Annotated in this window: 21 protein-coding genes; 11 read left to right on the forward strand and 10 right to left on the reverse strand. The window is 67.2% G+C overall.

The features are described 5' to 3' along the window. Window positions 1-69 precede the first annotated feature (69 nt). The 3 genes from folP to ACSQ9E_RS18870 all read right to left on the reverse strand — a co-directional run bounded on the left by folP (window position 70) and on the right by ACSQ9E_RS18870 (window position 3,897). Complete coding sequence (folP, locus tag ACSQ9E_RS18860; protein ID WP_436218822.1) at window positions 70-909, reverse strand: dihydropteroate synthase; 840 nt, start codon at window positions 907-909, stop codon at window positions 70-72. Window positions 910-1,101: 192 nt separating this feature from the next. Next, window positions 1,102-3,030, reverse strand: a complete 1,929-nt coding sequence (gene ftsH / locus ACSQ9E_RS18865) for an ATP-dependent zinc metalloprotease FtsH (RefSeq protein ID WP_057206467.1) — start codon at window positions 3,028-3,030, stop codon at window positions 1,102-1,104. Between the two features lie 204 nt (window positions 3,031-3,234). Then, entirely contained in the window at window positions 3,235-3,897 is a 663-nt protein-coding gene (locus ACSQ9E_RS18870) for an RlmE family RNA methyltransferase (RefSeq protein WP_057206470.1), read from the reverse strand. A 33-nt stretch (window positions 3,898-3,930) separates the two neighbouring features. On the opposite strand from ACSQ9E_RS18870, the gene ACSQ9E_RS18875 reads away from it, so the two are divergent. After that, entirely contained in the window at window positions 3,931-4,413 is a 483-nt protein-coding gene (locus tag ACSQ9E_RS18875; protein ID WP_057206472.1) for a YhbY family RNA-binding protein, read from the forward strand. A 5-nt stretch (window positions 4,414-4,418) separates the two neighbouring features. Beyond that, a complete protein-coding gene (locus ACSQ9E_RS18880; protein WP_057206473.1) occupies window positions 4,419-5,183 on the forward strand; it encodes a hypothetical protein in 765 nt (254 codons plus the stop codon). 6 nt (window positions 5,184-5,189) lie between these two features. Here the strand turns inward: ACSQ9E_RS18880 and ACSQ9E_RS18885 are convergent, their stop codons facing one another. The 4 genes from ACSQ9E_RS18885 to ACSQ9E_RS18900 form a co-directional block, all read right to left on the reverse strand. Beyond that, a complete protein-coding gene (locus ACSQ9E_RS18885) occupies window positions 5,190-5,648 on the reverse strand; it encodes a DUF4149 domain-containing protein (protein ID WP_057206474.1) in 459 nt (152 codons plus the stop codon). Between the two features lie 24 nt (window positions 5,649-5,672). Beyond that, complete coding sequence (gene greA, locus ACSQ9E_RS18890; RefSeq protein WP_057206476.1) at window positions 5,673-6,149, reverse strand: transcription elongation factor GreA; 477 nt, start codon at window positions 6,147-6,149, stop codon at window positions 5,673-5,675. Window positions 6,150-6,282: 133 nt separating this feature from the next. Further along, the gene (locus tag ACSQ9E_RS18895; protein ID WP_436218823.1) at window positions 6,283-7,011 is read right to left on the reverse strand and encodes an alpha/beta fold hydrolase; all 729 of its coding nucleotides are present in this window, start codon (window positions 7,009-7,011) and stop codon (window positions 6,283-6,285) included. Window positions 7,012-7,286: 275 nt separating this feature from the next. Beyond that, complete coding sequence (locus ACSQ9E_RS18900) at window positions 7,287-7,529, reverse strand: TIGR04438 family Trp-rich protein (protein WP_057263967.1); 243 nt, start codon at window positions 7,527-7,529, stop codon at window positions 7,287-7,289. A gap of 119 nt (window positions 7,530-7,648) precedes the next feature. Here ACSQ9E_RS18900 and ACSQ9E_RS18905 point away from each other — a divergent pair, with 119 nt between their 5' ends. Continuing rightward, entirely contained in the window at window positions 7,649-7,954 is a 306-nt protein-coding gene (locus ACSQ9E_RS18905) for a c-type cytochrome (RefSeq protein ID WP_057206482.1), read from the forward strand. A 115-nt stretch (window positions 7,955-8,069) separates the two neighbouring features. Here the strand turns inward: ACSQ9E_RS18905 and ACSQ9E_RS18910 are convergent, their stop codons facing one another. Beyond that, complete coding sequence (locus ACSQ9E_RS18910; RefSeq protein ID WP_057206484.1) at window positions 8,070-8,540, reverse strand: signal transduction histidine kinase; 471 nt, start codon at window positions 8,538-8,540, stop codon at window positions 8,070-8,072. A 540-nt stretch (window positions 8,541-9,080) separates the two neighbouring features. Then, window positions 9,081-11,084 (reverse strand): acetate--CoA ligase, encoded by a 2,004-nt coding sequence (gene acs / locus ACSQ9E_RS18915; protein WP_436218824.1) that lies wholly within the window; start codon window positions 11,082-11,084, stop codon window positions 9,081-9,083. A gap of 189 nt (window positions 11,085-11,273) precedes the next feature. Between acs and ACSQ9E_RS18920 the strand changes: the two genes are divergently transcribed. The 7 genes from ACSQ9E_RS18920 (at window position 11,274) to ACSQ9E_RS18950 (ending at window position 19,273) form a co-directional block, all read left to right on the forward strand. Continuing rightward, a complete protein-coding gene (locus tag ACSQ9E_RS18920) occupies window positions 11,274-11,846 on the forward strand; it encodes a TIGR00645 family protein (RefSeq protein WP_157412703.1) in 573 nt (190 codons plus the stop codon). 517 nt (window positions 11,847-12,363) lie between these two features. Continuing rightward, entirely contained in the window at window positions 12,364-13,617 is a 1,254-nt protein-coding gene (proV, locus tag ACSQ9E_RS18925; protein ID WP_436218825.1) for a glycine betaine/L-proline ABC transporter ATP-binding protein ProV, read from the forward strand. After that, on the forward strand, window positions 13,614-14,810 hold the full coding sequence (proW, locus tag ACSQ9E_RS18930; protein ID WP_436218826.1) for a glycine betaine/L-proline ABC transporter permease ProW: 1,197 nt from the start codon (window positions 13,614-13,616) through the stop codon (window positions 14,808-14,810). The genes proV and proW overlap by 4 nt, the downstream gene beginning before the upstream one ends. 29 nt (window positions 14,811-14,839) lie before the next feature. Then, entirely contained in the window at window positions 14,840-15,844 is a 1,005-nt protein-coding gene (gene proX / locus ACSQ9E_RS18935; protein WP_436218827.1) for a glycine betaine/L-proline ABC transporter substrate-binding protein ProX, read from the forward strand. Window positions 15,845-15,992: 148 nt separating this feature from the next. Then, complete coding sequence (locus ACSQ9E_RS18940; protein WP_436218828.1) at window positions 15,993-17,120, forward strand: RDD family protein; 1,128 nt, start codon at window positions 15,993-15,995, stop codon at window positions 17,118-17,120. Window positions 17,121-17,213: 93 nt separating this feature from the next. Continuing rightward, entirely contained in the window at window positions 17,214-18,344 is a 1,131-nt protein-coding gene (locus tag ACSQ9E_RS18945; protein ID WP_057206494.1) for a DNA topoisomerase IB, read from the forward strand. A gap of 140 nt (window positions 18,345-18,484) precedes the next feature. Then, entirely contained in the window at window positions 18,485-19,273 is a 789-nt protein-coding gene (locus ACSQ9E_RS18950; RefSeq protein WP_436218829.1) for a Crp/Fnr family transcriptional regulator, read from the forward strand. A 54-nt stretch (window positions 19,274-19,327) separates the two neighbouring features. Here the strand turns inward: ACSQ9E_RS18950 and fumC are convergent, their stop codons facing one another. Beyond that, complete coding sequence (gene fumC / locus ACSQ9E_RS18955) at window positions 19,328-20,713, reverse strand: class II fumarate hydratase (protein WP_436218830.1); 1,386 nt, start codon at window positions 20,711-20,713, stop codon at window positions 19,328-19,330. A 623-nt stretch (window positions 20,714-21,336) separates the two neighbouring features. On the opposite strand from fumC, the gene ACSQ9E_RS18960 reads away from it, so the two are divergent. Next, entirely contained in the window at window positions 21,337-23,490 is a 2,154-nt protein-coding gene (locus tag ACSQ9E_RS18960; RefSeq protein ID WP_436218831.1) for a putative bifunctional diguanylate cyclase/phosphodiesterase, read from the forward strand. Window positions 23,491-23,571: the final 81 nt, after the last annotated feature.

The following is a 23,571-nucleotide window of genomic DNA, read 5'->3' on the forward strand; positions in this document are numbered from 1 at the left end:
CCTCGGGTTCTGTCGCTTTTTGGTTTTGCTTCGCACTTGCTCGTACCGGCCTCGTACCAGCCACAGCCCTCACGGCTGTCGCTGCTGCTCCATGGCCTGCCACACGGCCAGGGCGGTCACCGTCTCGGCCACGTCGTGCACGCGCACGATGCGCGCACCGTTCACCACCGCCAGCAGCGCCGCCGCCACACTGGGCAGCATGCGCTCGCCAGCCACGGCCAGCCCGGTCACCGCCCCCAGGGACGACTTGCGCGACCAGCCGGCCAACACTGCGTAGCCGGTGGCCGCCAGCTCCTGCTGGCGCGCCAGCAGCGCAAAGTTCTGCTCCACCGTCTTGCCAAAGCCAATGCCGGGGTCGAGTGCAATGCGCCCGGGGGCCACGCCCAGGGCCTGCAGACCGTCGGCCGCCTGCGCCAGGAACGACAGCACCTGGGCCACCACGTCGCCCGCCATGGGCGCCACCTGCATGGTCTGCGGATCGCGGTGCATGTGCATCAGGCAAACCCCGCACAGCGGGTGGCCGGCCACCACGGCCGCCGCGCCAGGTTGGCGCAACGCCCACACATCGTTGACGATGTCGGCCCCCAGGTCGAGCACGGCCTGCATCACCTCGGGCTTGTAGGTGTCGACAGACACCGGTACGCCCAGCGACACTGCGCCCTGCACCACCGGCACCACGCGGGCCAGCTCTTCGGCCAGCGGCACGGCGGGGCTGCCGGGGCGCGTGGATTCACCGCCGATGTCGAGGATGCGCGCACCATCGCGCACCAGTTGCTCGCAATGGCGCAGCGCAGCGGCCGTGCTGGCGTGCTGCCCGCCGTCCGAGAACGAATCGGGCGTGACATTGACGATGCCCATGACCTGCGGCCGGGCGAGATCAATGGCGAAGCGGGAGGTCTGCCAGAGCATGGAATGGGAGGTGGTCCACCGGGGACTGAACGGCGCCGCCAGGGACGCACAGGCAGGAGGACGGAAGGGAAGTGGATGCGGGAGAGAGACGAAGAAAGGGGTGCTGCCGGGCCCGGCCACGAAAAACGGGGCACTGGGCCCCGTTGCTGCGGTCGAACCGCTGGTTCGCCTGCCGTGCCTGGACTCTCTCTATCAGGCGGCCGATGGTGCTGCTGGCGCAGCCTCGGTGGCTACGGCAGGCGTGCCGCCGCCAGGGGTGTCACCACCCGACGAAGGAGTGCGCGGCGTCCAGTCCTTGGGAGGGCGTGGGGGCTTGCCAGCCATGATGTCGTCGAGCTGTTCCGTGTCGATGGTTTCCCATTCGAGCAGGGCTTTGGCCATGGCGTGCATCTTGTCGCTGTTCTCTTCGATCAGGCGGCGGGCCAGGTCGTACTGCTCATCGATGATGCGGCGCACCTCGCCATCGACCTTTTCCATGGTCTGCTCGCTCATGTTGGTGGTCTTGGTGACCGAGCGGCCCAGGAACACTTCGCCTTCATTCTCGGCATAGACCATCGGGCCCAAGGCTGCGGTCATGCCATAGCGGGTCACCATGTCACGCGCGATGTGCGTGGCACGCTCGAAGTCGTTGCTGGCGCCGGTGGTCATCTGGTTCATGAACACTTCTTCGGCAATGCGGCCACCGAACAGCATGCTGATCTGGTTGAGCATGTATTCACGGTCGTAGCTGTAGCGGTCCTGCGCGGGCAGGCTCATCGTCACGCCCAGGGCACGGCCACGGGGGATGATGGTGACCTTGTGCACCGGGTCGCACTTGGGCAGCAGCTTGCCGATCAGGGCGTGGCCGGACTCGTGGTAGGCCGTGTTGCGGCGCTCTTCCTCGGGCATGACCATGCTCTTGCGCTCGGGGCCCATGAGGATCTTGTCCTTGGCCTTCTCGAAGTCCTGCATCTCCACGGTGCGGGCGTTGCGGCGCGCAGCCATCAGGGCGGCTTCATTGCACAGGTTGGCCAGGTCGGCACCGCTCATGCCGGGCGTGCCACGGGCGATGATGTTCGGAGCCACGTCTTGGCCGATCGGGATCTTGCGCATGTGCACGTTCAGGATCTGTTCGCGGCCGCGGATGTCGGGCAGCGTCACATACACCTGGCGGTCGAACCGGCCGGGGCGCAGCAGGGCGGCGTCCAGGATGTCGGGGCGGTTGGTGGCAGCCACCACGATCACGCCCAGATTGGTTTCGAAGCCGTCCATCTCGACCAGCATCTGGTTCAGGGTCTGTTCGCGCTCGTCATTGCCACCACCGAGGCCGGCACCGCGCTGGCGGCCCACGGCGTCGATTTCATCGATGAAGATGATGCAGGGGGCGTTCTTCTTGGCGTTGTCGAACATGTCGCGCACACGGGCCGCACCCACGCCGACGAACATTTCCACGAAGTCGGAGCCCGAGATGCTGAAGAACGGCACCTTGGCTTCGCCCGCGATGGACTTGGCCAGCAGGGTCTTGCCGGTGCCGGGCGGGCCGACCAGCAGCAGGCCACGCGGAATGCGCCCGCCGAGCTTCTGGAACTTCTGCGGGTCTTTCAGGAAGTCCACGACTTCCTTGACCTCTTCCTTGGCCTCGTCACAACCGGCCACGTCCGCGAACGTGACCTGGTTGTTGTTTTCGTCGAGCATGCGCGCCTTGCTCTTGCCGAAGCTGAAGGCGCCGCCCTTGCCGCCGCCCTGCATCTGGCGCATGAAGTAGACCCATACGCCGATGAGCAGCAGCATGGGGCCCCAGCTGACCAGCAAGGTCATGAGCAGGGAGCCTTCTTCACGGGGCTTGACGTCGAACTTGACGTTGTGGCTGATCAGGTCGCCCACCAGGCCGCGGTCCAGCACCGATGCGTTCGTGCGGATCTTGCGGTCGTCGTTGGTCGTGGCAACGATCTCGCCGCCGCTCAACCCCTCGGGGATGGTGGCGCTCTTGATACGGTTGTTACGAACTTCTTCGAGGAATTCGGAGTACCCGATATGTCCTGCGCTGGCGCCGCCACGGGTGTCAAACTGCTTGAACACCGTGAACAGCACCATGGCAATGACCAGCCATACGGCAATTTTTGAAAACCACTGATTGTTCAAGCGGGGCTCCAGTTGCAAGGGAGAAAGGGCGACGGTCACAAAGCCGTCACGGCCTATATGTGGCCCATTTTAGGTCTTTCAAGCGCAGACACCATGGCTATTCCCCCTAGCGGCCATGGGCACCGCTCGGGATTTGCGGGGGTTTGTCACATATCGGCGGGGGTTTTGCCTCTCAGGCAGCCCCCTTTGGGAGATTTCGGCGCATCACGCCGATTTCTTGAGCCCCATGCCGACCAGGAAGGTTTCTGACGATTTATCGCGCGATGCCTTGGGCTTTACGGGTTTCACCACCTTGAAGGTCTGCTTGAACAGCGTGACCAGGTCGCTGTAGCCGCTGCCGTGAAACAGCTTGACCACCAGCGCCCCATCGGGCTTGAGGTGGGTGGTGGCGAATTCCACCGCCAGCTCGACCAGATGGGAAATGCGGGCGGCATCGGCCGATTCAATCCCCGAGAGGTTGGGCGCCATGTCCGAGACCACCACGTCCACCACCCGGCCGTCCAGTGCCGCCTCCAGTTGCGCCAGCACCGCCTCTTCGCGAAAATCCCCGTTCAGGAAAGTCACGCCCTCGACAGGCTCCATGGGCAGGATGTCCAGGGCGATGATGGTGCCGTTGAGTTGCCCCGTGGCCGCGCCGCCCGGCGACAGGCGCCGGCGCACGTACTGGCTCCAGGCACCGGGCGTGGAGCCCAGGTCCACCACCGTATTGCCGGGTTTGATGAGGTGCAGCTGCTCATCGATCTCCTTGAGCTTGTAGGCTGCACGGGCCCGAAAACCCTCTTTCTGGGCCAACTTGACGTAGGTGTCGTTGACGTGGTCATTGAGCCACGCCTTGTTGACCTTCTTGCTTTGGGTTTTAACTTTCATTGTGTTTTTCTTTCAGCCTCGATAATACGGCCCATGCCCCAAATTCAATTGACTCCCGCTGAGCGCCGGGAATACCGCGCCGATGCCCATCACCTCAACCCCGTGGTGCTCGTGGGCGGCGATGGCCTCACCCCCGCCGTGCAAAAGGAAATCGACGCCGCCCTGAACGCCCACGGGCTGATCAAGGTGCGCGTTTTCAACGACGACCGCGCCGCCCGCGAGCTGATGTACCAGCAGCTCACGGCCGACCTGAGCGCCGCGCCCATCCAGCACATCGGCAAGCTCCTCGTGCTGTGGCGCCCCCAGCCCGCCAAGGACAAGGAACGCACCATCGACGAAGACCGCATGCCCGGCCCGCGTGACGTGAAGGTGCTCAAGTACAGCAAGCGCGCCGGCCAGCGCCCCGAGGTCAAGCAGCTGCGCGTGCTGGGCAACCAGCGCCTGACGCCCGGCGGCCAGATCAAGCGGGCCAAGAAGCCCAAGCTCAAGTCCGTCAAGAAACGCCAGGCTGACTGATCCGCATGCAGGCCACGCCCGCTGGCGGCGCTGCGCCCCCCGGGGGCCAGCGCCACGTCATCTGCATGAAATGGGGCACGAAATACGGCCCCGAATACGTCAATCGCCTCTATGCCATGGTGCGCAGGCACCTGGCTGGCGATTTCAACTTCGTCTGCCTCACCGACAGCAATGCCGGTATCCGCAGCGAAGTGCAGTGCCTGCCCATCCCGCCGCTGGACCTGCCTGCCGGCATTCCCGAGCGCGGCTGGACCAAGCTCGTCACCTTCAGCGCCGACCTGCACGGCCTCAAGGGCACCGCGCTGTTCCTCGACGTGGATGTGGTCGTCACCGGCCCGCTCGATGATTTCTTCACCCAGCCGGGCGAATTCCTCATCATCCACGATTACAAGCGTCCCTGGCGCGTCACGGGCAATTCGTCGGTGTACCGCTTCGAGCTGGGCGCCCACCCGGACGTGCTCGACTATTTTCGCGGCCATTTCGCGCAGATCCGCGAGCAGTTCCGCAACGAGCAGGCCTACCTGTCGGACTTTCTGCACCGGCAGGGCAAGCTCGCCTACTGGCCTGCGGCCTGGTGCCCGAGCTTCAAATACCACGGCATCCCCGCCTGGCCCAGCAACTACTGGAAGGCGCCTTTCGTGCCGCAGGATGCGCGCATCGTGATCTTTCACGGCGAGTGCAACCCGCCCGATGCGCTGGCTGGCCGGCGCAACCGGCGTTTTCGCTACATCCGCCCCGCCACCTGGGTGGCCGAGCACTGGCACGAATAAGCGGGTTCAAAGACCGGGCTGCGCCGGCCCGGCCCCGTCTTCGGCGGGAGCGACCGCAACCTGCACGGTACGCCACAGCACCACCAGCGCGCACACCCACTGCAGCACGTACATGCCGGTGCCCACGGAATGCCACAGGCGCAGGTCCTGCCGCGCGACGATGCGCGGCGACACGCCAAACTGCACCAGCAGGGCGAGCAGCAGGCCACCGAGCACGAAGCCCAGGACGGCCTTGGCCCAGGGCTCCTGGAACTCCTCGTGCCGGCGCCGGGAGATGAGCAGCAGCAGCATGCAGCAAGCCACCGTGACCCAGGTCTGCGCCGCGAACAGCTTCGCCGCCATCTGCCCTGCCATCGCGGCCGAGGGCAAGTGGGCGAACAGCAGGGGCACCACCAGGAAACCCACGGTGGTCAGGCTGCCCCACCACAGGGCAGCGGCCAGTGCAGGAAGGCGCGCAGCGATCATGAAGCCAAAGAGGGCCTGCTGGCCTCAGACGTAGCTGACGGCCACCACCTCGTAGCGGCGAACACCGCCCGGTGCCTGCACTTCGGCGGTGTCGCCCTCTTCCTTGCCGATCAGCGCGCGCGCGATGGGGCTGGAGACGTTGATCAGGCCCTGCTTGAGGTCGGCCTCGTCCTCGCCCACGATCTGGTAGGTCACCGTGTCGCCGGACTCTTCGTCTTCAAGCTCCACCGTGGCGCCGAACACCACCTTGCCACCCGCATCCACGGCGGTCGGGTCGATGATCTGCGCAGCGGACAGCTTGCCCTCCACCTCCTGGATGCGGCCTTCGATGAAGCCCTGGCGGTCCTTGGCGGCTTCGTACTCGGCGTTTTCGCTCAGGTCACCCTGCGCGCGGGCGTCGGAAATGGCCGTGATCACCCAGGGGCGGTCCACGGTCTTCAAGCGGTGCAACTCTTCGCGCAGCTTCTCCGCGCCGCGCTTGGTGATGGGAATGGTGGTCATGTCCGTCGTCGTTCGGGTTGTCAAAAAAACGACACCGCCGGGCGCAGGCCGGGCGGTGTCTTGGACATGATTATGCCGCGTGTTGGGCGTGGGTCCAAGCACCCATCCACACTCGCAACAAGAGGTCCGCTTTTCAGTCCCGCCCGGCCCGCTCGATGCTGGCGGCAGCCAGCGCCGGGTCGGAAAAGCAGAGCTCGTGGCTGCCCTGGGACTCCACCAGGCGGAACAGGCCCAGCCGCTCCGACAGGCGTGGGTGCCAAGGCAGGCTGTGGGGCAAGGCCGCGTCCTGCTGGGCATTCAGGTAGCTCTTGCCGATCTCCAGCGCCGCCAGCGGCACGGGCAGGCGCGCCGGTTCGGTGAAGGTGCGGTAGGGGTGAGGGTTGAGCTGCGCATAGCTGCTGCGCGCCAAGGCCTCGTCGGCGTCGTTGATGAAAGCCTCGCGCCAGATCGGGTACGGCAGCATCACCGCATTGCCGTTGGCCGCCGCCACCTGGTCGAACAGTGCGCGGTAGTGGGGCGGCACCAGGTCGTTGAGGCACTCGCCGTCCAGCGGCACAAAGGCGTTCCAGTACACCAGCCGGCGAATGCGCCCGGGCAGCCTCGCCGCCATGTGGCTGATGACCATGCCGCCATAGCTGTGGCCCACCAGGCGCACGTCCGTGAGGTCCTGGCCTTCGATGAAGGCCGCGAGCGAGTCCACCGCATCGGCCAGGCCCGTGGCGGCCCGGTCGCAGCCCGGCCGGTTGCCGGCCAGGGTGGGGCAATGCACCGTGTGGCCGCGTGCGCGCAGGTGGTCGGCCGTGGCCTCCATCTCGGCGCCGGTGTGCCAGGCGCCATGGACCAGGACATAGAGTTCCGCCATCGTTGTCTCCTTCGGGGTAGTTGTGCCAGGCGGGGCGACATGCCCTGCCCTGGCGATACCTTACGAAGAAGACCGGGGCCTGGCTGGCCTGGTTGCGCCAGGGCGCTGTGCCGAAAGTGCCAGGCGCCCTTGCGGATGGGAATCCGGGCGGACAAGGCATGAAAAAAGCCCATACCACTGCGGTACGGGCTCTTTTCATGGGGCGAAGGATGATCGCTCAGGCGGCCAGCGTGCCGCCTCTGCCACGGGCATCGCCTGCGCCGGGCCAGGCGCACTCAGCGCGGCTTGCGCGGCGCGATGCCCATGGCTTCCTTGTTCTTGTTGATGCGGTCCTGCTTGCGCGCCGCCATCTTTTCCATGGCCTTGCGCTTGGTGTAGCCCGTTTTATCGGCCCACGCCCACCAGACGATGGTCAGGCCATAGACGCCCAGGATCCACATCCAATCCATATTGGCCACGGGTCCGATTTCAAAGTATTTGAGTGCCGTCAGGATAACGGCAATGATGAGCAGGTACATGGCAATCTCCAATCAATACGGGTGCGCAGGGGATTGGCGGCCGACGGGCCCCAGGTCAACCCAAGTCACTACAATTCCGTTAAAAGAACTGTAACCCAACCCACAGGAAAATCCCCACCATGAAGCGCACTCTGATCACATTGGCCCTCACGCTGTCGGTGGCAGGCCCCGCCATGGCCGATCTGGCGCTGGCCACGGCCAAGAGCTGCATGGCCTGCCATGCCATGGACAAGAAGGTGGTGGGCCCCTCCTACAAGGAAGTGGCGGCCAAGTACGCGGGCCAGAAGGACGCCGTGGACAAGCTGGCCGCCAAAATCATGAAGGGCGGCGGCGGTGTGTGGGGCCCCGTGCCCATGCCTGCCAACGCACAGGTGAATGAAGCCGACGCCAAGAAGCTGGCCGCCTGGGTGCTGACGGTAAAGTAAGCCGCCGGGCGCCAGGGCACCGCGCCCTCCCCTGCCAACAAAAGACAACAGCCGTGCCACTGTGCCAGTGGGGCGGCTGTTGTGCTTTGGGGGCCAGGATGATGGCCAGACCGTGTTACACGAGGTTCATGTCGGCCCCGCGCACGCGCATTTGCTGCTCCAGTTGCCCTACATAGGCGGCGGTGGTGTTGTCGGATTCCTGGGCCCGGGCGGCCAGGCGGGTTTCGAGGTGGTCCAGCCGGGCCAGCAGGGCGGTGTGCGTTTGCTGCTGCTGGGTTTCCAGAAAGGCGCGCAGCTCGGTGAAGCGCGAGGCCTCGGCCTTGTCGGCCAGCTCGCGCTGGGCCTGCAGTTCCTTGGTGTGGCGGCGCGTCTCCAGCAGCACCGAGCCCTGAAGCGAGAGCACATAGGCCACGCCGACGATGGCCAGCAAAGCCGTGAGGCCCAGCATGAGCAGGCCCAGCGGCGCCTCCAGTGTGGTCACGCCCAGGGACACGGGCACGGGTGCAGACAGCGCTGCCCAGTTGAGGGCCGCCAGCACGGCAATGGCCAGCATGGTCAGCAGCAGCACGATGGATCGTAATTGCATGGGGAAAGCTCCGTTCGTTCGTTGCACGCACCGCTCACCGGCCCTCATGGCCAGCGACGTGTTGAACGGGTTGTAACCCATGCGGGGCTGCAAACACAGACCTTGCAGCGGTTTGCCGAAGCTGTCCTACAGGGGCGGCTGCCTGGCCTCTGCGCGGCGGCCGGTGGCCGGGATAAAAAAGTTGCGAAGCGTCCCGAAACGAAAAAGAGAGGGAGGGAGGAAAAGCGCTCCGGAAGGGGCAGTCGGGACCCCGAGGGGACCGAAAGGCTTCGCAACGTTAAAAAGGTGCTTCGATCAGGCGCCGTGAATGATCGACGAGGACTCTGTGGCCACGTCACATCGCTGCGCGATATGAGTGTCCCCAAACCCCGCAAGCGCTGCGCGATGGCTCCGTTGCACGGCGCCATCTGGATCAGTTGGCCTGGGCCAACTGATCCAGAATTGCGGGGTTTTGTGGCCACGTCACCTCGCCTACGACGATATGAGTGTCCCCGAACCCTGCAAGCGCTGCGCGCGGGCGCCTTGCGGCGCCCTCCTGGATCAATTGGTCTGCGACAACTGATCCAGGATTGCCGGATTCTCCAGCGTGGAAGTATCTTGGGTGATGGCTTCCCCCTTGGCGATGCTGCGCAGCAGCCGGCGCATGATCTTGCCGCTGCGCGTCTTGGGCAGGTTGTCGCCGAAGCGGATGTCCTTGGGCTTGGCGATGGGGCCGATTTCCTTGGCGACCCAGGCGCGCAGCTCGTTGGCGATCTGCTTGGCCTCTTCGCCGGTAGGGCGCGAGCGCTTGAGCACGACGAAGGCGCAGATGGCCTCGCCGGTCACGTCGTCGGGGCGGCCCACCACGGCGGCTTCGGCCACCAGGTCGGTCTTGGAGACCAGGGCCGATTCGATCTCCATCGTACCCATGCGGTGGCCCGAGACGTTGAGCACGTCGTCGATGCGGCCGGTGATGCGAAAGTACGCCCGGTCGCTGCTGCGCACGGCGCCGTCCCCGGCCAGGTAGTAGCCCTTGAGCTCTTCGGGGAAGTAGGCCTTCTTGAAGCGCTCGGGGTCGTTCCAGATGGTGCGGATCATGCTCGGCCAGGGGCGCTTGATGACCAGGATGCCGCCCGTGCCGTTGGCGATGTCGTTGCCCACTTCATCGACGATGGCGGCAGTGATGCCGGGCAGCGGCAGCGTGCAGCTGCCGGGCACCAGCGGCGTGGCGCCGGGCAGCGGGGTGATGACGTGCCCACCGGTCTCGGTCTGCCAGAAGGTGTCCACGATGGGGCAGCGCTCGCCGCCCACGTTCTTGTGGTACCACATCCAGGCTTCGGGGTTGATGGGCTCGCCCACGCTGCCCAGAATGCGCAGGCTCGACAGGTCCGAGCGCGCAGGGTGCACGGCGGCATCGCCCTCGGCGGCCTTGATGAGCGAGCGGATCGCGGTGGGGGCCGTGTAGAAGATCGTGCACTTGTGCTTCTCGATCATCTGCCAGAAGCGGCCGGCATTGGGGAAGGTGGGGATGCCTTCGAAGATGATCTGCGTGGCGCCTGCGGCCAGCGGGCCGTAGGCCACGTAGGTGTGGCCGGTGATCCAGCCGATGTCGGCCGTGCACCAGAAGATGTCGTCAGGCCGCAGGTCGAAGGTCCAGTCCATCGTGAGCTTGGCCCACAGCAGGTAGCCGCCGGTGGAGTGCTGCACGCCCTTGGGCTTGCCGGTGGAGCCGCTGGTGTACAGGATGAACAGCGGGTGCTCTGCGCCCACGGCCACGGGCGGGCAGTCGGTGCTCTGGCCTTCGAGGGCTTCGGTGAAGGTCTTGTCGCGCCCGGCCACCATGTTGCATGCGGTGGGCGTGCGCTGGTAGACGAAGACGTTGCGGATGGTGTCGCAGCCGCCGGCGGCCAGGGCCTCGTCGATGATGGCCTTGAGCGGCAGCTCCTTGCCGCCGCGCATCTGGTAGTTGGCGGTGATCACGGCCACGGCACCGGCGTCGATGATGCGCTCCTGCACCGCCTTGGCGCTGAAGCCGCCGAACACCACGCTGTGCGTGGCGCCGATGCGCGCGCAGGCCTGCATGGCGATCACGCCCTCCACCGTCATGGGCATGTAGATCAGCACGCGGTCGCCCTTGCTGACGCCATGGGCCTTGAGCGCATTGGCGAACTGGCCCACGCGGGCCAGCAATTCCCTGTAGGTCACGCGGGTCACGGTGCCATCGTCGGCCTCGAAGATGATCGCGTCCTTGTTCTCGGTGGGCGTGCCGATGTGGCGATCCAGGCAGTTGGCGCTGGCATTGAGCTCGCCGTCATCGAACCACTTGTAGAACGGGGCGTTGGATTCGTCCAGCGTGCGGGTGAAGGGCTTGGTCCACTGCACGTTCTCGCGCGCCAGGCGCGCCCAGAAGCCTTCGAAGTCCTTGTCGGCCTCGGCGCACAGCGCGTCGTAGCCGGCCATGCCGGACACGCGGGCGGCCTTCACAATGGCATCTGATGGGGGGAACACGCGGTTTTCAACCAGCACGGACTCGATTGCCGATGTAGAGGTGGATGCTGCACTCATCTTGTTGTCTCCTGGGTCTGATGGAATTGGTTTGGCCGGTACTGTCCTGCGCGGCACTTACAAGCCACTGACTGGCACGAAGCTTACAGGTCCTGTCACAGGCCACTGCGGGAGACCCCCTAAAATCGCGCGTCTCCCCAACACCCCCACTTTATGTCCGCCCCCAAGCCGCCCCTGACTACCGCCCCCATGCGCCCCCTGCCCTCGCTGATCTTTGCCAGCCGCTGGCTGCAGCTGCCCCTGTACCTGGGCCTGATCCTGGCGCAGGCGGTGTATGTGTTCCATTTCTGGGTGGAGCTGGTGCACCTGATCGAGGCCGCCTTCGGCAACACGGCGGCACTCAAATCGCTGGTGTCCAGCATCGGCTACAAGAGCGATGTGGACGTGACGGCGCTCAACGAGACCATCATCATGCTGGTGGTGCTGGCGCTGATTGACGTGGTGATGATCTCCAACCTGCTGATCATGGTGATCGTGGGCGGGTATGAGACCTTCGTCTCGCGCCTGCACCTCGAAGACCACCCCGACCAGCCCGAATGGCTCAGCCACGTGAACGCCTCGGTGCTCAAGGTCAAGCTGGCCACCGCCATCATCGGCATCAGCTCCATCCACCTGCTCAAGACCTTCATCAACGCCGCCAACTACGACATCAAGGTGCTGATGTGGCAGACCATCATCCACGTGGTGTTCCTGCTGAGCGCGCTGGCCATTGCGGCGACGGACCGCCTGATGGCGCACAGCGCACCACCTGCCAAGCACTGACCATTCCTTCCCCAAAGCCCCGCCTGGGCCTGCCAGCCAGGTCCGGCGGGGCTTTTTCATGGGCCGCGCGCGCACAGCGCCCGCGTATACCACCGTCGGAAAAACCCGCAGTTCCGACATAAATGCACTGAATACTTATAATTCACCGGTGTTTTACAACCTGCAACGCAGGTAATCGTCCTTTTCACAGGGCGAATCCCCCAGTCGGGGCGGCTGAAACCTGTTGACGGACAGCCCCCGACGCCAAGGCCGGATCTCCGGCCCTGATGCATCGTTCAGCGTTCGGCCCCCTGCGGTGCCGCGCCGACTCTGAGGCCCTTGCGCACCACCTCGCGTGCCATTCGGGCCGATCCGGGCACCTGCCGTGCCCACCCCTTGCCTTTGTGCCCTGCGCCTGCGCGCCGGGTTGGCTGCCGCATCAGGGTTCCGCTTTTCCGGCCCTCCATCGAGCCTGGGCCACCTGTAGGTGGCCGGGCGTGTTGATCCACCCGCCATCCACCGAGGAAGGACCCACCCCATGGCCAAACAAATCACCATCGAGCATGTGTTCAAGGTTTTCGGCGACACACCGCAAACCGCGCTGGACCTCGCACGCCAGGGCCTGGACAAGAAGGACATCCTGGCGCAGACCGGCAATTCCATCGCCGTCTTCGACGCCAGCTTCACCATTGCGGCCGGCGAGATCTTCGTCGTCATGGGCCTGTCGGGCTCGGGCAAATCGACGCTGGTGCGCATGCTCAACCGCCTGATCGAACCCACGGCCGGCCGCATCCTGGTGGAGGGCGAGGACATCAACGCCCTGGGCGAGCGCCAGCTGCGCGCCCTGCGCCGCAAGGACATCAGCATGGTCTTCCAGTCCTTCGCCCTGATGCCGCACCTGACGGTGCTGGACAACGCCGCCTTCGGGCTCGAACTGGCCGGGGTGGGCCGTGCGGAGCGCCAGCAGCAGGCCGCCCTGGCGCTGGAGCAGGTGGGCCTGGCCGGCTGGGGCGCCAGCTACCCCGACGAGCTCTCGGGCGGCATGCAGCAGCGCGTGGGCTTGGCGCGGGCGCTGGCCAGCGACCCGTCCATCCTGCTCATGGACGAGGCTTTCTCCGCCCTGGACCCGATCATCCGCACCGAGATGCAAAGCGAGTTGCTGCGCCTGCAGCAGGTGCGCCGGCGCGCCATCGTCTTCATCTCGCACGACCTGGACGAGGCCATGCGCATCGGTGACCGCATCGCCATCATGAAAGACGGCGAAGTCGTGCAGGTGGGCACGCCCGACGAGATCCTGCGCAACCCGGCCAACGGCTATGTGCGCAGCTTCGTGCGCGGGGTGGACGCGGCCGCCGTGTTCAAGGCCGGCGACATCGCGCGCAAGCGCCTCACGGTGGTGCACGAGCACAGCGACCGGGGCGCCCGTGCGGCGCTGCAGCTGATCGAGGGGCACGATGACGACTTCGCCTACGTGCTCAACCCCAGCCGGCGCTACCTGGGCACTGTGTCGGCCGACTCCTTGCGCGCGGCCCTGCAAGGCCACACCGGGCCGCTCGGGCTACAGCATGCCTACATCAGTGGGGTGGAGCCCATCGCCGCCCAGGCGCCGGTGGCCGACCTGTTCGGCCAGGTGGCCCAGGCCCCCTGCGCGCTGCCCGTGGTGGACGCGGACGGGCGCTTTCGCGGCGCGATCAGCAAGACCACGCTGCTGCGCTTTCTGGACCGGGACACACCGCCCATTGCCGCCACACCAGCCACCCCATCCACAGACACCGCAGGGAGCCCCGCATGAACGACACGACCACGAACGCGCACCTGGCACTGGAAGCCCCCTGGACGGGCGATGCGGCCCACGCACCTGCGCCCGCCCTCACGGGCGCGGATGTGCAACCAGCGGCCTTCGTCGATCCCTGGCAGGCCTCCATGCAGGCCGGCGACGGCGGCGCGGCGTCCACCGACTGGCTCAACGCGTCACCACCGGCCGCAGACCTGGCGGGCACGGTCGACCCCACTGCAGCCAGCAGCCTGAACCCCGGCCAGTGGTTCGACGGCTCTCTTCCCGTAGAGGCCTGGATCAACCAGGGCCTTGGCTGGGCGGTAGAGCACTTTCGCCCCTTCTTTCAGAGCGTGCGCGCGCCCATCGACGGCACGCTCAGCGGGGTGGAAGGCCTGCTCACCAGCCTGCCCGCCCCGGCCATGGTCGTGCTGGCGGGCCTGCTGGCCTGGCAGTTCGCGGGCCGCGCCCTGGCAATCGGCACCGTGGTGTCGCTGGCGCTGGTGGCGCTGCTGGGCATCTGGCCCGAGGCCATGGTCACCTTGTCGCTGGTGCTCACCTCCCTGGCCTTCTGCGTGCTGATCGGCCTGCCCCTGGGCATCGTGCTGGCCAGCAGCGACCGCGCCCAGCGCCTCATGCGCCCGCTGCTTGATGCCATGCAGACCACGCCGGCCTTCGTCTACCTGGTGCCGGTGGTGATGCTGTTCGGCATTGGCAACGTGCCGGGCGTGGTGGTCACCATCGTCTTCGCGCTGCCGCCGCTGGTGCGCCTGACCAACCTGGGCCTGCGCCAGGTGCGGCCCGACCTGATCGAGGCCTCGCGCGCCTACGGCGCCTCGCCGCTACAGATGCTGGTGAAGGTGCAGCTGCCGCTGGCCATGCCGTCCATCATGGCCGGCATCAACCAGGCGCTGATGCTGTCGCTGTCCATGGTGGTCATCGCCTCGATGATCGCCGTGGGCGGCCTGGGGCAGATGGTTCTGCGCGGCATTGGCCGGCTGGACATGGGCCTGGCCACCGTGGGCGGCCTGGGCATCGTGCTGCTGGCCATCACGCTCGACCGCATCACCCAGTCCCTGGGCCGGCCGCGCCGCGGCGTGCGCCACTGGTGGCACACCGGCCCTGCGGGCCTGGTGCTGCGCACCACATCGCGCCTGGTGCAGCCACGCCGGGCCCCGCAAGGCTCGGGCGCCCTGCCCGCCCTGCGCTGATCCCCCACCCGACACGAGGAAACGAACCCATGGCATCCATGAACCACCGCATCGCCACCGTGCTTGCCGCCTTCGCCCTGGCGGGTGGCGTGCATGCACAGGCCCCCCTGCCCGGCAAGGGCATCGCCGTGCAGCCGCTGCAAAGCTCCATCGCCGAAGAGCGCTTCCAGACCCTGCTGGTGGGCCGCGCGCTCGAAAAGCTGGGCTACACCGTACAACCCATCAAGGAGGTCGAGTACCCCACCGCCCACTTGGCCATCGCCCAGGGCGACGCCACCTACATGGCCAACCACTGGGACCCGCTGCACGCCGACTTCTACCGCAATGCGGGTGGCGATGCCAAGCTCTCGCGCACCGGCAGCTATTCGCAGAACGCCGTGCAGGGCTACCTGATCGACCGCAAGACGGCCGAGCAGTACGGCATCACCCACATCGACCAGCTCAAGGATCCCAATCTCGCCAAGCTCTTCGACACCAATGGCGACGGCAAGGCCGACCTCACCGGCTGCACGCCCGGCTGGGGCTGCGAGGGCGTGATCGAGCACCAGCTCAAGGCCTACGGCCTCACCGGCACGGTGACCCATGTGCAGGGCAGCTACTCGGCGCTGATCGCCGACACCATCGCCCGGTTCAGGCAGGGCCAGCCCATCCTGTACTACACCTGGACGCCCTACTGGGTCAGCGGTGTGCTGCGCCCCGGCCAGGAAGTGGTGTGGCTGCAGGTGCCGCATTCGGCACTGCCGGGCGGGCAGGCCGGGGTGGACACAGAGCTGCCCAATGGCAAGAACTACGGTTTCATCCCCAACCACCAGCGCATCGTGGCCAACCGGCAGTTCACCGACCAGAACCCGGCGGCAGCCAAGCTGTTCGAGGTGATGCAGCTGCCCGTGGGCGACATCAACGCGCAGAACCTGGCCATGCGGGACGGGCAGAACCGGCCAGAGGACCTGGCCCGCCATGCGGACGGCTGGATCCGCGCGCACCAGGCCACCTTCGACGACTGGATCGCCCAGGCGCTGGCGGCATCCCGATAAATCGGCCGGAATGTCTCACTCTTTCGGGTGAGTGTGTGTGGTGCAGGCCACAAGCGGCTGCAGAGGGCTGCAGGCAGCGGGGCGCGCGCCGCATAATCCGGCCGCCTCCACCTTCGCCGGCCATCGACTTGTGGCCTGCCGCACCACCATGCAATGCCCGCGCTGCAACTGGCAGAACCACGCCTCCTACACCCAATGCTTCAGCTGCCAGGCGCCGCTGCCGGTGGCTGGCGCGCAGACAGGTGCAGCCCCTCTTTCCTCTTTCCCCACCGCCAACGCCCCTGCGCCGCCCCCCAAGCCCGCGCAAAAGCAGGCACACCAGGCTGAATTGGTCGAGGTGTTTCCCGGCACCCTGCCACGCCTGGGCGCCACACTGATCGACGGGTTCCTCATGCTGGTCCTGCCCATCGCGATGGTGCTGGCCTGGGTGTTCGCCCGCCCCGCCTTCGACGGGGCGCCCAACGCCGCCTACCCGGCCGCACTGGCGCTGGCCGTGCTGGGCCTGTTCTCGCCCGCGCTGATGGACGCCATGGGCCGGGGCTCGCCGGGCAAGCGCCTGCTGGGCATGCGCGTGGCCACGCGCACGGGTGAGCGCCCTGGCGTGGCGCGGTCGATGCTGCGGCATTTCCTCAAGTACACGCTGACCCTGGGGCTCACGCTGGCCGTGCCCTTTTTGCTGCACCGCGTGCTCACGGCCCTGTTCGGCGAGCGCGGCCTGCACGGCTCGATGACGGGCACCTTCGTCGTTTCCAGCCGCGCCAGCGACACCGCCATCCAGAAGGCCGTGGCCCTGGAGCGCGGGCCGGGCTGGTTCCTCAAGGCGATGGTGGTACTGGGAGCGCTGTCGGCCTTCAGCTTCGCGACCATGGTCGCCGTGGCCCTGTGGAACCAGGGCGACGAACCCGCCAACCCGCACCGCGAGCAGGTGCGCCAGCTCGACAAGGCCGCGCGCCCCGTGCTGCAGCTGGTGGAGAACCACTACCGCAACACCGGCAACTTCCCCGCCAACGCGGCGGCCATCGGCCTGGCCCAGGCCGGGCAGTTGCCGGCAGGCTTCAAGGCCCTGGCCATCGAGCCCGCCAATGGCGTGGTGCGCCTGACCATTGCCGACGGCGCGGGCAAGCCACTGGACGGCAAGCACCTGGTCTACCTGCCCACGATGAAGAAGCGCAAGGGCCAGAGCGACCTGGGCAAATGGCAGTGCGGCAGCGACGACATTGCGCGCGAGAACCTGTCCTTCGGCTGCCGGCACGCGGTGGCGGGCGCAGCGAAATAGCGCGAGCGACCCCGACTGGCTGCGGCGCCGTCCCACGCCGGTGTCGAGCGGGCTCCTACGGCCGTCCCCGACGGGCCGCGGTGTGATCGGGGCATGCCTTCGCCCGCCTCCTCCCCACGCAAGACCGCCTCCTCCCGCCCCCGCCTGCACGGCGGCCTGCGCTATGTCAGCACCGAGATGCCAGGCCTCACGCGCGTGAGGCGCGGCAAGGCCTTTCGCTACCGCAGCCCCGACGGGCAGTGGGTGGTGGACCCCGGCGAGGTGGCGCGCATCAACCAACTGGCGATCCCCCCGGCCTACACCAGCGTGTGGATCTGCCCGCTGCCAAATGGCCACCTGCAGGCCACGGGGCTGGACGCGCGCGGCCGGCTGCAGTACCGCTACCACCCCGACTGGCGGCTGCAGCGCGACGAGCACAAGTTCGACCGCATGCAGGCCTTTGGCCGCGCGCTGCCGCGCATCCGTGCGCGCGTGGCGCGAGACCTGAAGGAAGGCATGCGCGGCAAGTCTCTCTCGCGCACCCTGGTGCTGGCGACGCTGGTGCGCCTGCTGGACACCACCTACGTGCGCGTGGGCAATGAGGAGTACGCCAGCAGCAACAACTCCTTCGGCCTGACCACGCTGCGCACACGGCACGCCAAGCTGCACGGCAGCAAGCTCACACTGAGCTTCAGAGGCAAGAGCGGCGTGCCGCAGCAGGCCGCCCTGGACGACCCGCGCGTGGCCCGTGTGGTGCGCCGCTGCCAGCAACTGCCCGGGCAGGAGCTGTTCCAGTACGAAGGCGACGACGGCCAGCCCCGCGCGGTGGGCTCGGGCGACGTGAACGACTACCTGGCCGAGATCACCGGTGCCGACCAGGCCGGCGCCGACGCCATGCGCTTTACCGCCAAGGACTTCCGCACCTGGCACGGCACGGTGCAGGCGCTGGAACTCACGCGCCTGGCGTGCGCGGGCCCGGCGGGGCCACAGGCCTACAGCGCCAAGGACATCCTGGCCGAGGTGGCGCGCCAGCTGGGCAACACGCCCGCCGTGTGCAAGAAGTCGTACGTGCACCCGGCGGTGCTGGAGCTGGGCTCGCGCCTGGCGTCCGATGCGGGGCCGGGCATGCAGTCGGTGTGGGAGCGCATCGGCGGCGCGGCATCGCCCCGGGGGCTGAGCGCGGCGGAGCGGCGGCTGCTGGCCTTTCTGCACAGGCCGCGCGGCAAGGCGGCGGCAAAAGCCTGAGTCCGTGTCGCCAAGGTGCCGCGCCGGGCCTCGGTTGGGGTGGTGGGTGGCTAAAATTGCTGCGGCGCGGCATAAACAGCGGTCCCTCCTGCCGCCATCGGCACCTCCATCGACATCGCCCCCACGAGCAGCCCATCACCATGCTGGAATCCCTGAGCAACGGCGCGGACCGCAACGCGCAGCAGCGCCCCTTCCTGAGCCTGGAAGAGCGCGACGCCATCAACCGCGGCCGCTGGTTCGCGGCGCTCACGCCCTCGCTCAGGCACGACATCCTGCGCCTGGGCCGCGTCACGCGCTACGCGCACGGCAAGATGATCGTCGAGCAGGGCAAGCTGGCAACGGACTGGTTCACCTGCGCCAGTGGAGCCATCCGCTTTAGGCGCACCACGCCCTCGGGCAAGCAGGTCACCCTGGCCTATGTGGAGCCAGGCATCTGGGTCGGCGAGGCCGAGGTGCTGCACCAGGGCGCCAACACCTACGATGCCCACGCCCACGGCCCCACCACGGTGCTGAGCGTGGCCGAAGCGGTGTTCCGCCAGCTGCTGCGCGAGCACCCGCAGTTCGGAGAAGCCCTGCTCACCCTGCAGGCGCGGCGCATGCGCTACCTGTATTGGATGATGGAAGACATGGCCACCCTGCCCCTGCGCGCGCGGCTGGCCAAGCAGCTGTTGCACATGCTGCGCCGCTTCGGCGAGCGCGCCGCCGTGCCCGGCACACGCGGTGCCATCGGCCTGTCGCTGGTGCAGGACGAACTGGCGCAGTTGCTGGGCGGCTCGCGCCAGCGCATCAACATGGAGCTCAAGTGGATGGAGCGCGAGGGCATCATCGGCATCCACCAGCGCGACATCGTGGTGCACAACCTCGCGCAGCTCGAAGCGCTGGCGCAGCAGGAGTCGCTGGCGTCGGGCGAGCCAGTGGGCGGCGCGTGAGCGTCCAGCGCAGCGGGCGCCAGGATCGAGCGCCCCCTGCTGCCCCTGCTGCGCTCAGCGGCCGACCATGTTGCCCGGCACCACCCACTGGTCGAACTGCTCGCCCGTCACATGGCCCGAGGCCACAGCGGCTTCGCGCAGGCTGGTGCCTTCCTTGTGCGCCTTCTTGGCAATGAAAGCGGCCTTGTCGTAGCCGATGTGGGTGTTGAGCGCCGTCACCAGCATCAGCGAGCGGTCCACCAGCTCGGTGATGCGCTCGCGGTTGGGCTCGATGCCCACGGCGCACTGGTCGTTGAAGCTGACCATGCCGTCGGCCAAGAGGCGCACGCTCTGCAGAAAGTTGTGCGCCACCATCGGGCGGAACACGTTGAGCTCGAAGTTGCCCGAGGCGCCGCCGAAATTGATGGCCACGTCGTTGCCGAACACCTGTGCGGCCAGCATGGTCACGGCCTCGCTCTGCGTGGGGTTGACCTTGCCGGGCATGATGGACGAGCCGGGCTCGTTCTCGGGGATGCTGAGCTCGCCGATGCCGCTGCGCGGGCCGCTGGCCAGCCAGCGCACGTCGTTGGCGATCTTCATCATGCTGGCGGCCAGGGTCTTGAGGGCACCATGGGCATGCACCAGGCCATCCACCGAAGCCAGGGCCTCGAACTTGTTGGGCGCGGTGACGAAGGGCAGGCCCGTGAGGCGCGCGAGTTCGGCGGCCGACTGCTCGGCGTAGCCCTTGGGGGCGTTCAGGCCCGTGCCCACCGCCGTGCCGCCCAGGGCCAGCTCGTACAGGTGGGGCAGCGCGGCGCGCACGTGGCGCTCGCCATGGTCGAGCTGGGCCACGTAGCCCGAGAACTCCTGGCCCAGCGTGAGCGGGGTGGCGTCCTGCAGGTGGGTGCGGCCGATCTTGACGATGCCGTCGAAATCCCTGGCCTTCTTGTCCAGCGTGGCGCGCAGCTTGGCGATGGCGGGCAAGAGCTTGTGGGTAAGGGCTTCCACGGCGGCCACGTGCATGGCCGTGGGGAACACGTCGTTGCTCGACTGGCTGCGGTTCACGTCGTCGTTGGGGTGTACCAGGCGGCCTTCGCCGCGCTCGCCGCCCAGAATCTCGCTGGCGCGGTTGGCCAGCACCTCGTTGACGTTCATGTTGGTTTGGGTGCCCGAGCCCGTCTGCCACACCACCAGCGGGAACTCGCCAGGGTGCTTGCCTGCGATGACTTCATCGGCGGCGGCGACGATGGCGTCGGTCTTCTTGGCGTCCTGCAGGCCCAGGGCCTGGTTCACCACGGCCGAGGCGCGCTTGACCTGGGCCAGCGCCTTGATGATCTCGCGCGGCTGCTGCTCGCCCGAGATGTCGAAGTTCTGCAGCGAGCGCTGCGTCTGCGCGCCCCACAGCTTGTCGGCCGGCACCTCAATGGGGCCAAAGGTGTCGCGTTCGGTACGGGAGGTCATGGAAAACGGTACTCCAGGGTAAACAACGGTCAGCACGGCCCGCTGCGGCAGCGGCGGGCCGAAAAAAGGGCTGCCAGGGGGAACCCGGCGCGCTCGGGAGCATAAGGCAAAACCGAACAATTCTCATTTACCAACCCAGAGACATGACCCAGAGTCAGGGAAATCGGACCGCCGGATGGCACGCGCACCCTCATTGGATTGTGCCGCCACTCCCACCCCGTGGCACATGGCCTGAAAGCCCGCGCTGCCGTGAAAGCCTAGAGCCCACACCTCAACAATTTTCGCTACAAATTGGTACACTTTGCCCAGAAAGAACCTGTTCACGGTCTTTTTCGGTACCGTTCTGGGCGCACCAAGCCCCCATGGACCCCAGGCAGCGGCGCTGCAGATGCCACCAACCGGCAGCTGGAGCAGCACCGCCGCCCCTCCCCTTCTTGCGCTGGGCATGCATGCCCTGGTTGGCCCCTGGGGCCTGCAATCGGGCGTGGCTGCGGCCTGCGCGCGCCGCTGAGAATGACCGTGAACAGGCTCCGCCCCCCCCGCACAGGCAGGCCCTCTTGACGGCGCGCCGGTGCTGGCGCAACCTGCCTATCCACAACCGCCTTTTTCTCCTGCTCCATTCCATGAACACGTTCATGCCTTTCAGCTACAACCTGTTCGTGGTGGCAGCCTCCTTTGCCATTGCCATGCTGGCCTCCTACGTCACGCTGGACCTGGCGCGGCGGGTGCGCACGGCGCAGCGCAGCGTGGGCCTGGCCTGGTGGGCGGCGGGCTCCATCGTCATGGGCACGGGCATCTGGTCCATGCACTTCCTGGGCATGCAGGCGTTCAAGCTGCCCATCGAGATCGGTTTTTCCGGCGGGGCCACCCTGCTGTCCTGGCTGGCGGCCGTGGCGGCATCGGGCGTGGCGCTGGAGCTGGCCAGCCGCGAGAACTTCGGCAACACCCAGCTCGCACTGGGTGCCCTGGTGATGGGCGCCGGCATCAGCGGCATGCACTACATCGGCATGGCGGCCATGGACATGAACCCCGGCATCGTCTGGGACTACCGGGTCGTCGTCCTGTCGGTGCTGATCGCGGTGCTGGCCTCGGCCTCGGCGCTGCTCATCTTCAAGCTGCTGCGCCGCGTGCGGCCCAGCCAGCGCGTGGGCTACCAGTTGGCCGCCTCGTTCGTGATGGCAGTGGCCATCTGCGGCATGCACTACACCGGCATGGCAGCGGCCCGCTTTGCGGTGGGCGCCGTGTGCCTGAGCGCCGGCGAGCTCGGTGGCCCGGGCCTCACGGCGATGGTGCTCATCGCCACAGGCATGCTGCTGGTGAGCACGCTGTTCACCTCCATCCTGGACGCACGGCTGCAGAACACGGCGCAGCAGCTCACCCAGTCGCTGCAGGAGAGCAACACCCGCCTGCAGGCCGCCAACGACGAACTGCAGCAGCGCGCCTTTGCCGACGCCCTCACCGGCCTGCCCAATCGCCTGCTGTTCGAGGACCGCCTCATCCACGCCCTGCTGCGCCTGGACCGCACGAATCACCACCGCGTGGAAGACCGGCTGGCCGTGCTGTTCGTGGACCTCGACGGCTTCAAGCCCATCAACGACTCCTTCGGCCATGCGGCCGGCGACGTGATTCTGCGCAGCGCAGCGGACCGGCTGCGCCAGGAGGCGCGCGAGAGCGACACGGTGGCCCGCGTGGGCGGAGACGAGTTCCTGATCCTGCTGGAAGATGTGACCGACGTGGCCGCCTGCGTCAGCATGGCCAACCGCGTGCTCGAATCGCTGTCACGGCCCTTCGAGGTGTCTGGCAAGAAGGTGCAGATCGCCTGCTCCATCGGCATCGTGGTGCACCCCGACCATGGCGATCGCAACAAGCTGGTGGCCAACGCCGATGCGGCCATGTACGCCGCCAAGCGCGCAGGCGGTGGCTGCTACGCGCTGTTCGAGCCCCACATGGGCTCGGACGCATCGGAACAACTGGAGCTGCTGAACGACCTGCGCCAGGCGCTGGACCGGGGCGAGCTGGCCCTGCACTACCAGCCCAAGATCGACGGCACGCGCGGCCAGATCAGCGGCGTGGAAGCCCTGCTGCGCTGGAGCCACCCCAAGCACGGCATGGTGCCCCCCATGGTGTTCATCACCCTGGCCGAGCGCTTTGGCCTGATCGGACGCCTGGGCGCCTGGGTCATCAACGAGGCCTGCCGCCAGACGGCCGAATGGGCCCGCAGCGGCATGCGCATGCGCGTGGCCATCAACCTGTCGGTGCACCAGTTGCGCGAAAGCGGCCTGGCCGAGCGTATCGAGCATGCGCTGCAGTTCCACGGCCTGGATGCCTCGCAGCTGCTGTGCGAGATCACCGAGTCGGTGGCCATGGAGGACATCAAGGCCACGCAGCGCACCTTCGACGGGCTGGCACGCATTGGCGTGTTTTTGTCCATCGATGATTTCGGCACCGGCTACTCCAGCCTCAACTACCTGCGCCAACTGCCCGCGCAGCAGCTCAAGATCGACCGCAGCTTCGTCAACGACTTGGAAGACAGCGAGGACGCCCGCGCCGTGGTCAGCGCCGTGGTGAGCCTGGCGCACGCGCTGGGCCTGCGCGTGGTGGCCGAGGGCGTGGAAACCATCGGCCAGCGCGACATCCTGCTGGCCATGGACTGCGATGAACTGCAAGGCTTCTTCTTTGCACGCCCCATGCCGGCGGATTCGCTCCTGGCCTGGTCGCAGGGCGAAAAGCCGGACGGTGCCGTGGACTTCACGCCGTCCGTGATCGGAAGTTTGTAAGAGCGCGGCAGCTGACAAAAAGCCCAGCGCAGCGGTCCCCGTGACCATCGGTAGCAATCGTCGGCATGTTCTTACACCGCG

The sequence above is a fragment of the Acidovorax sp. LjRoot118 genome, from assembly GCF_964253575.1.
GTDB lineage: Bacteria > Pseudomonadota > Gammaproteobacteria > Burkholderiales > Burkholderiaceae_C > Acidovorax.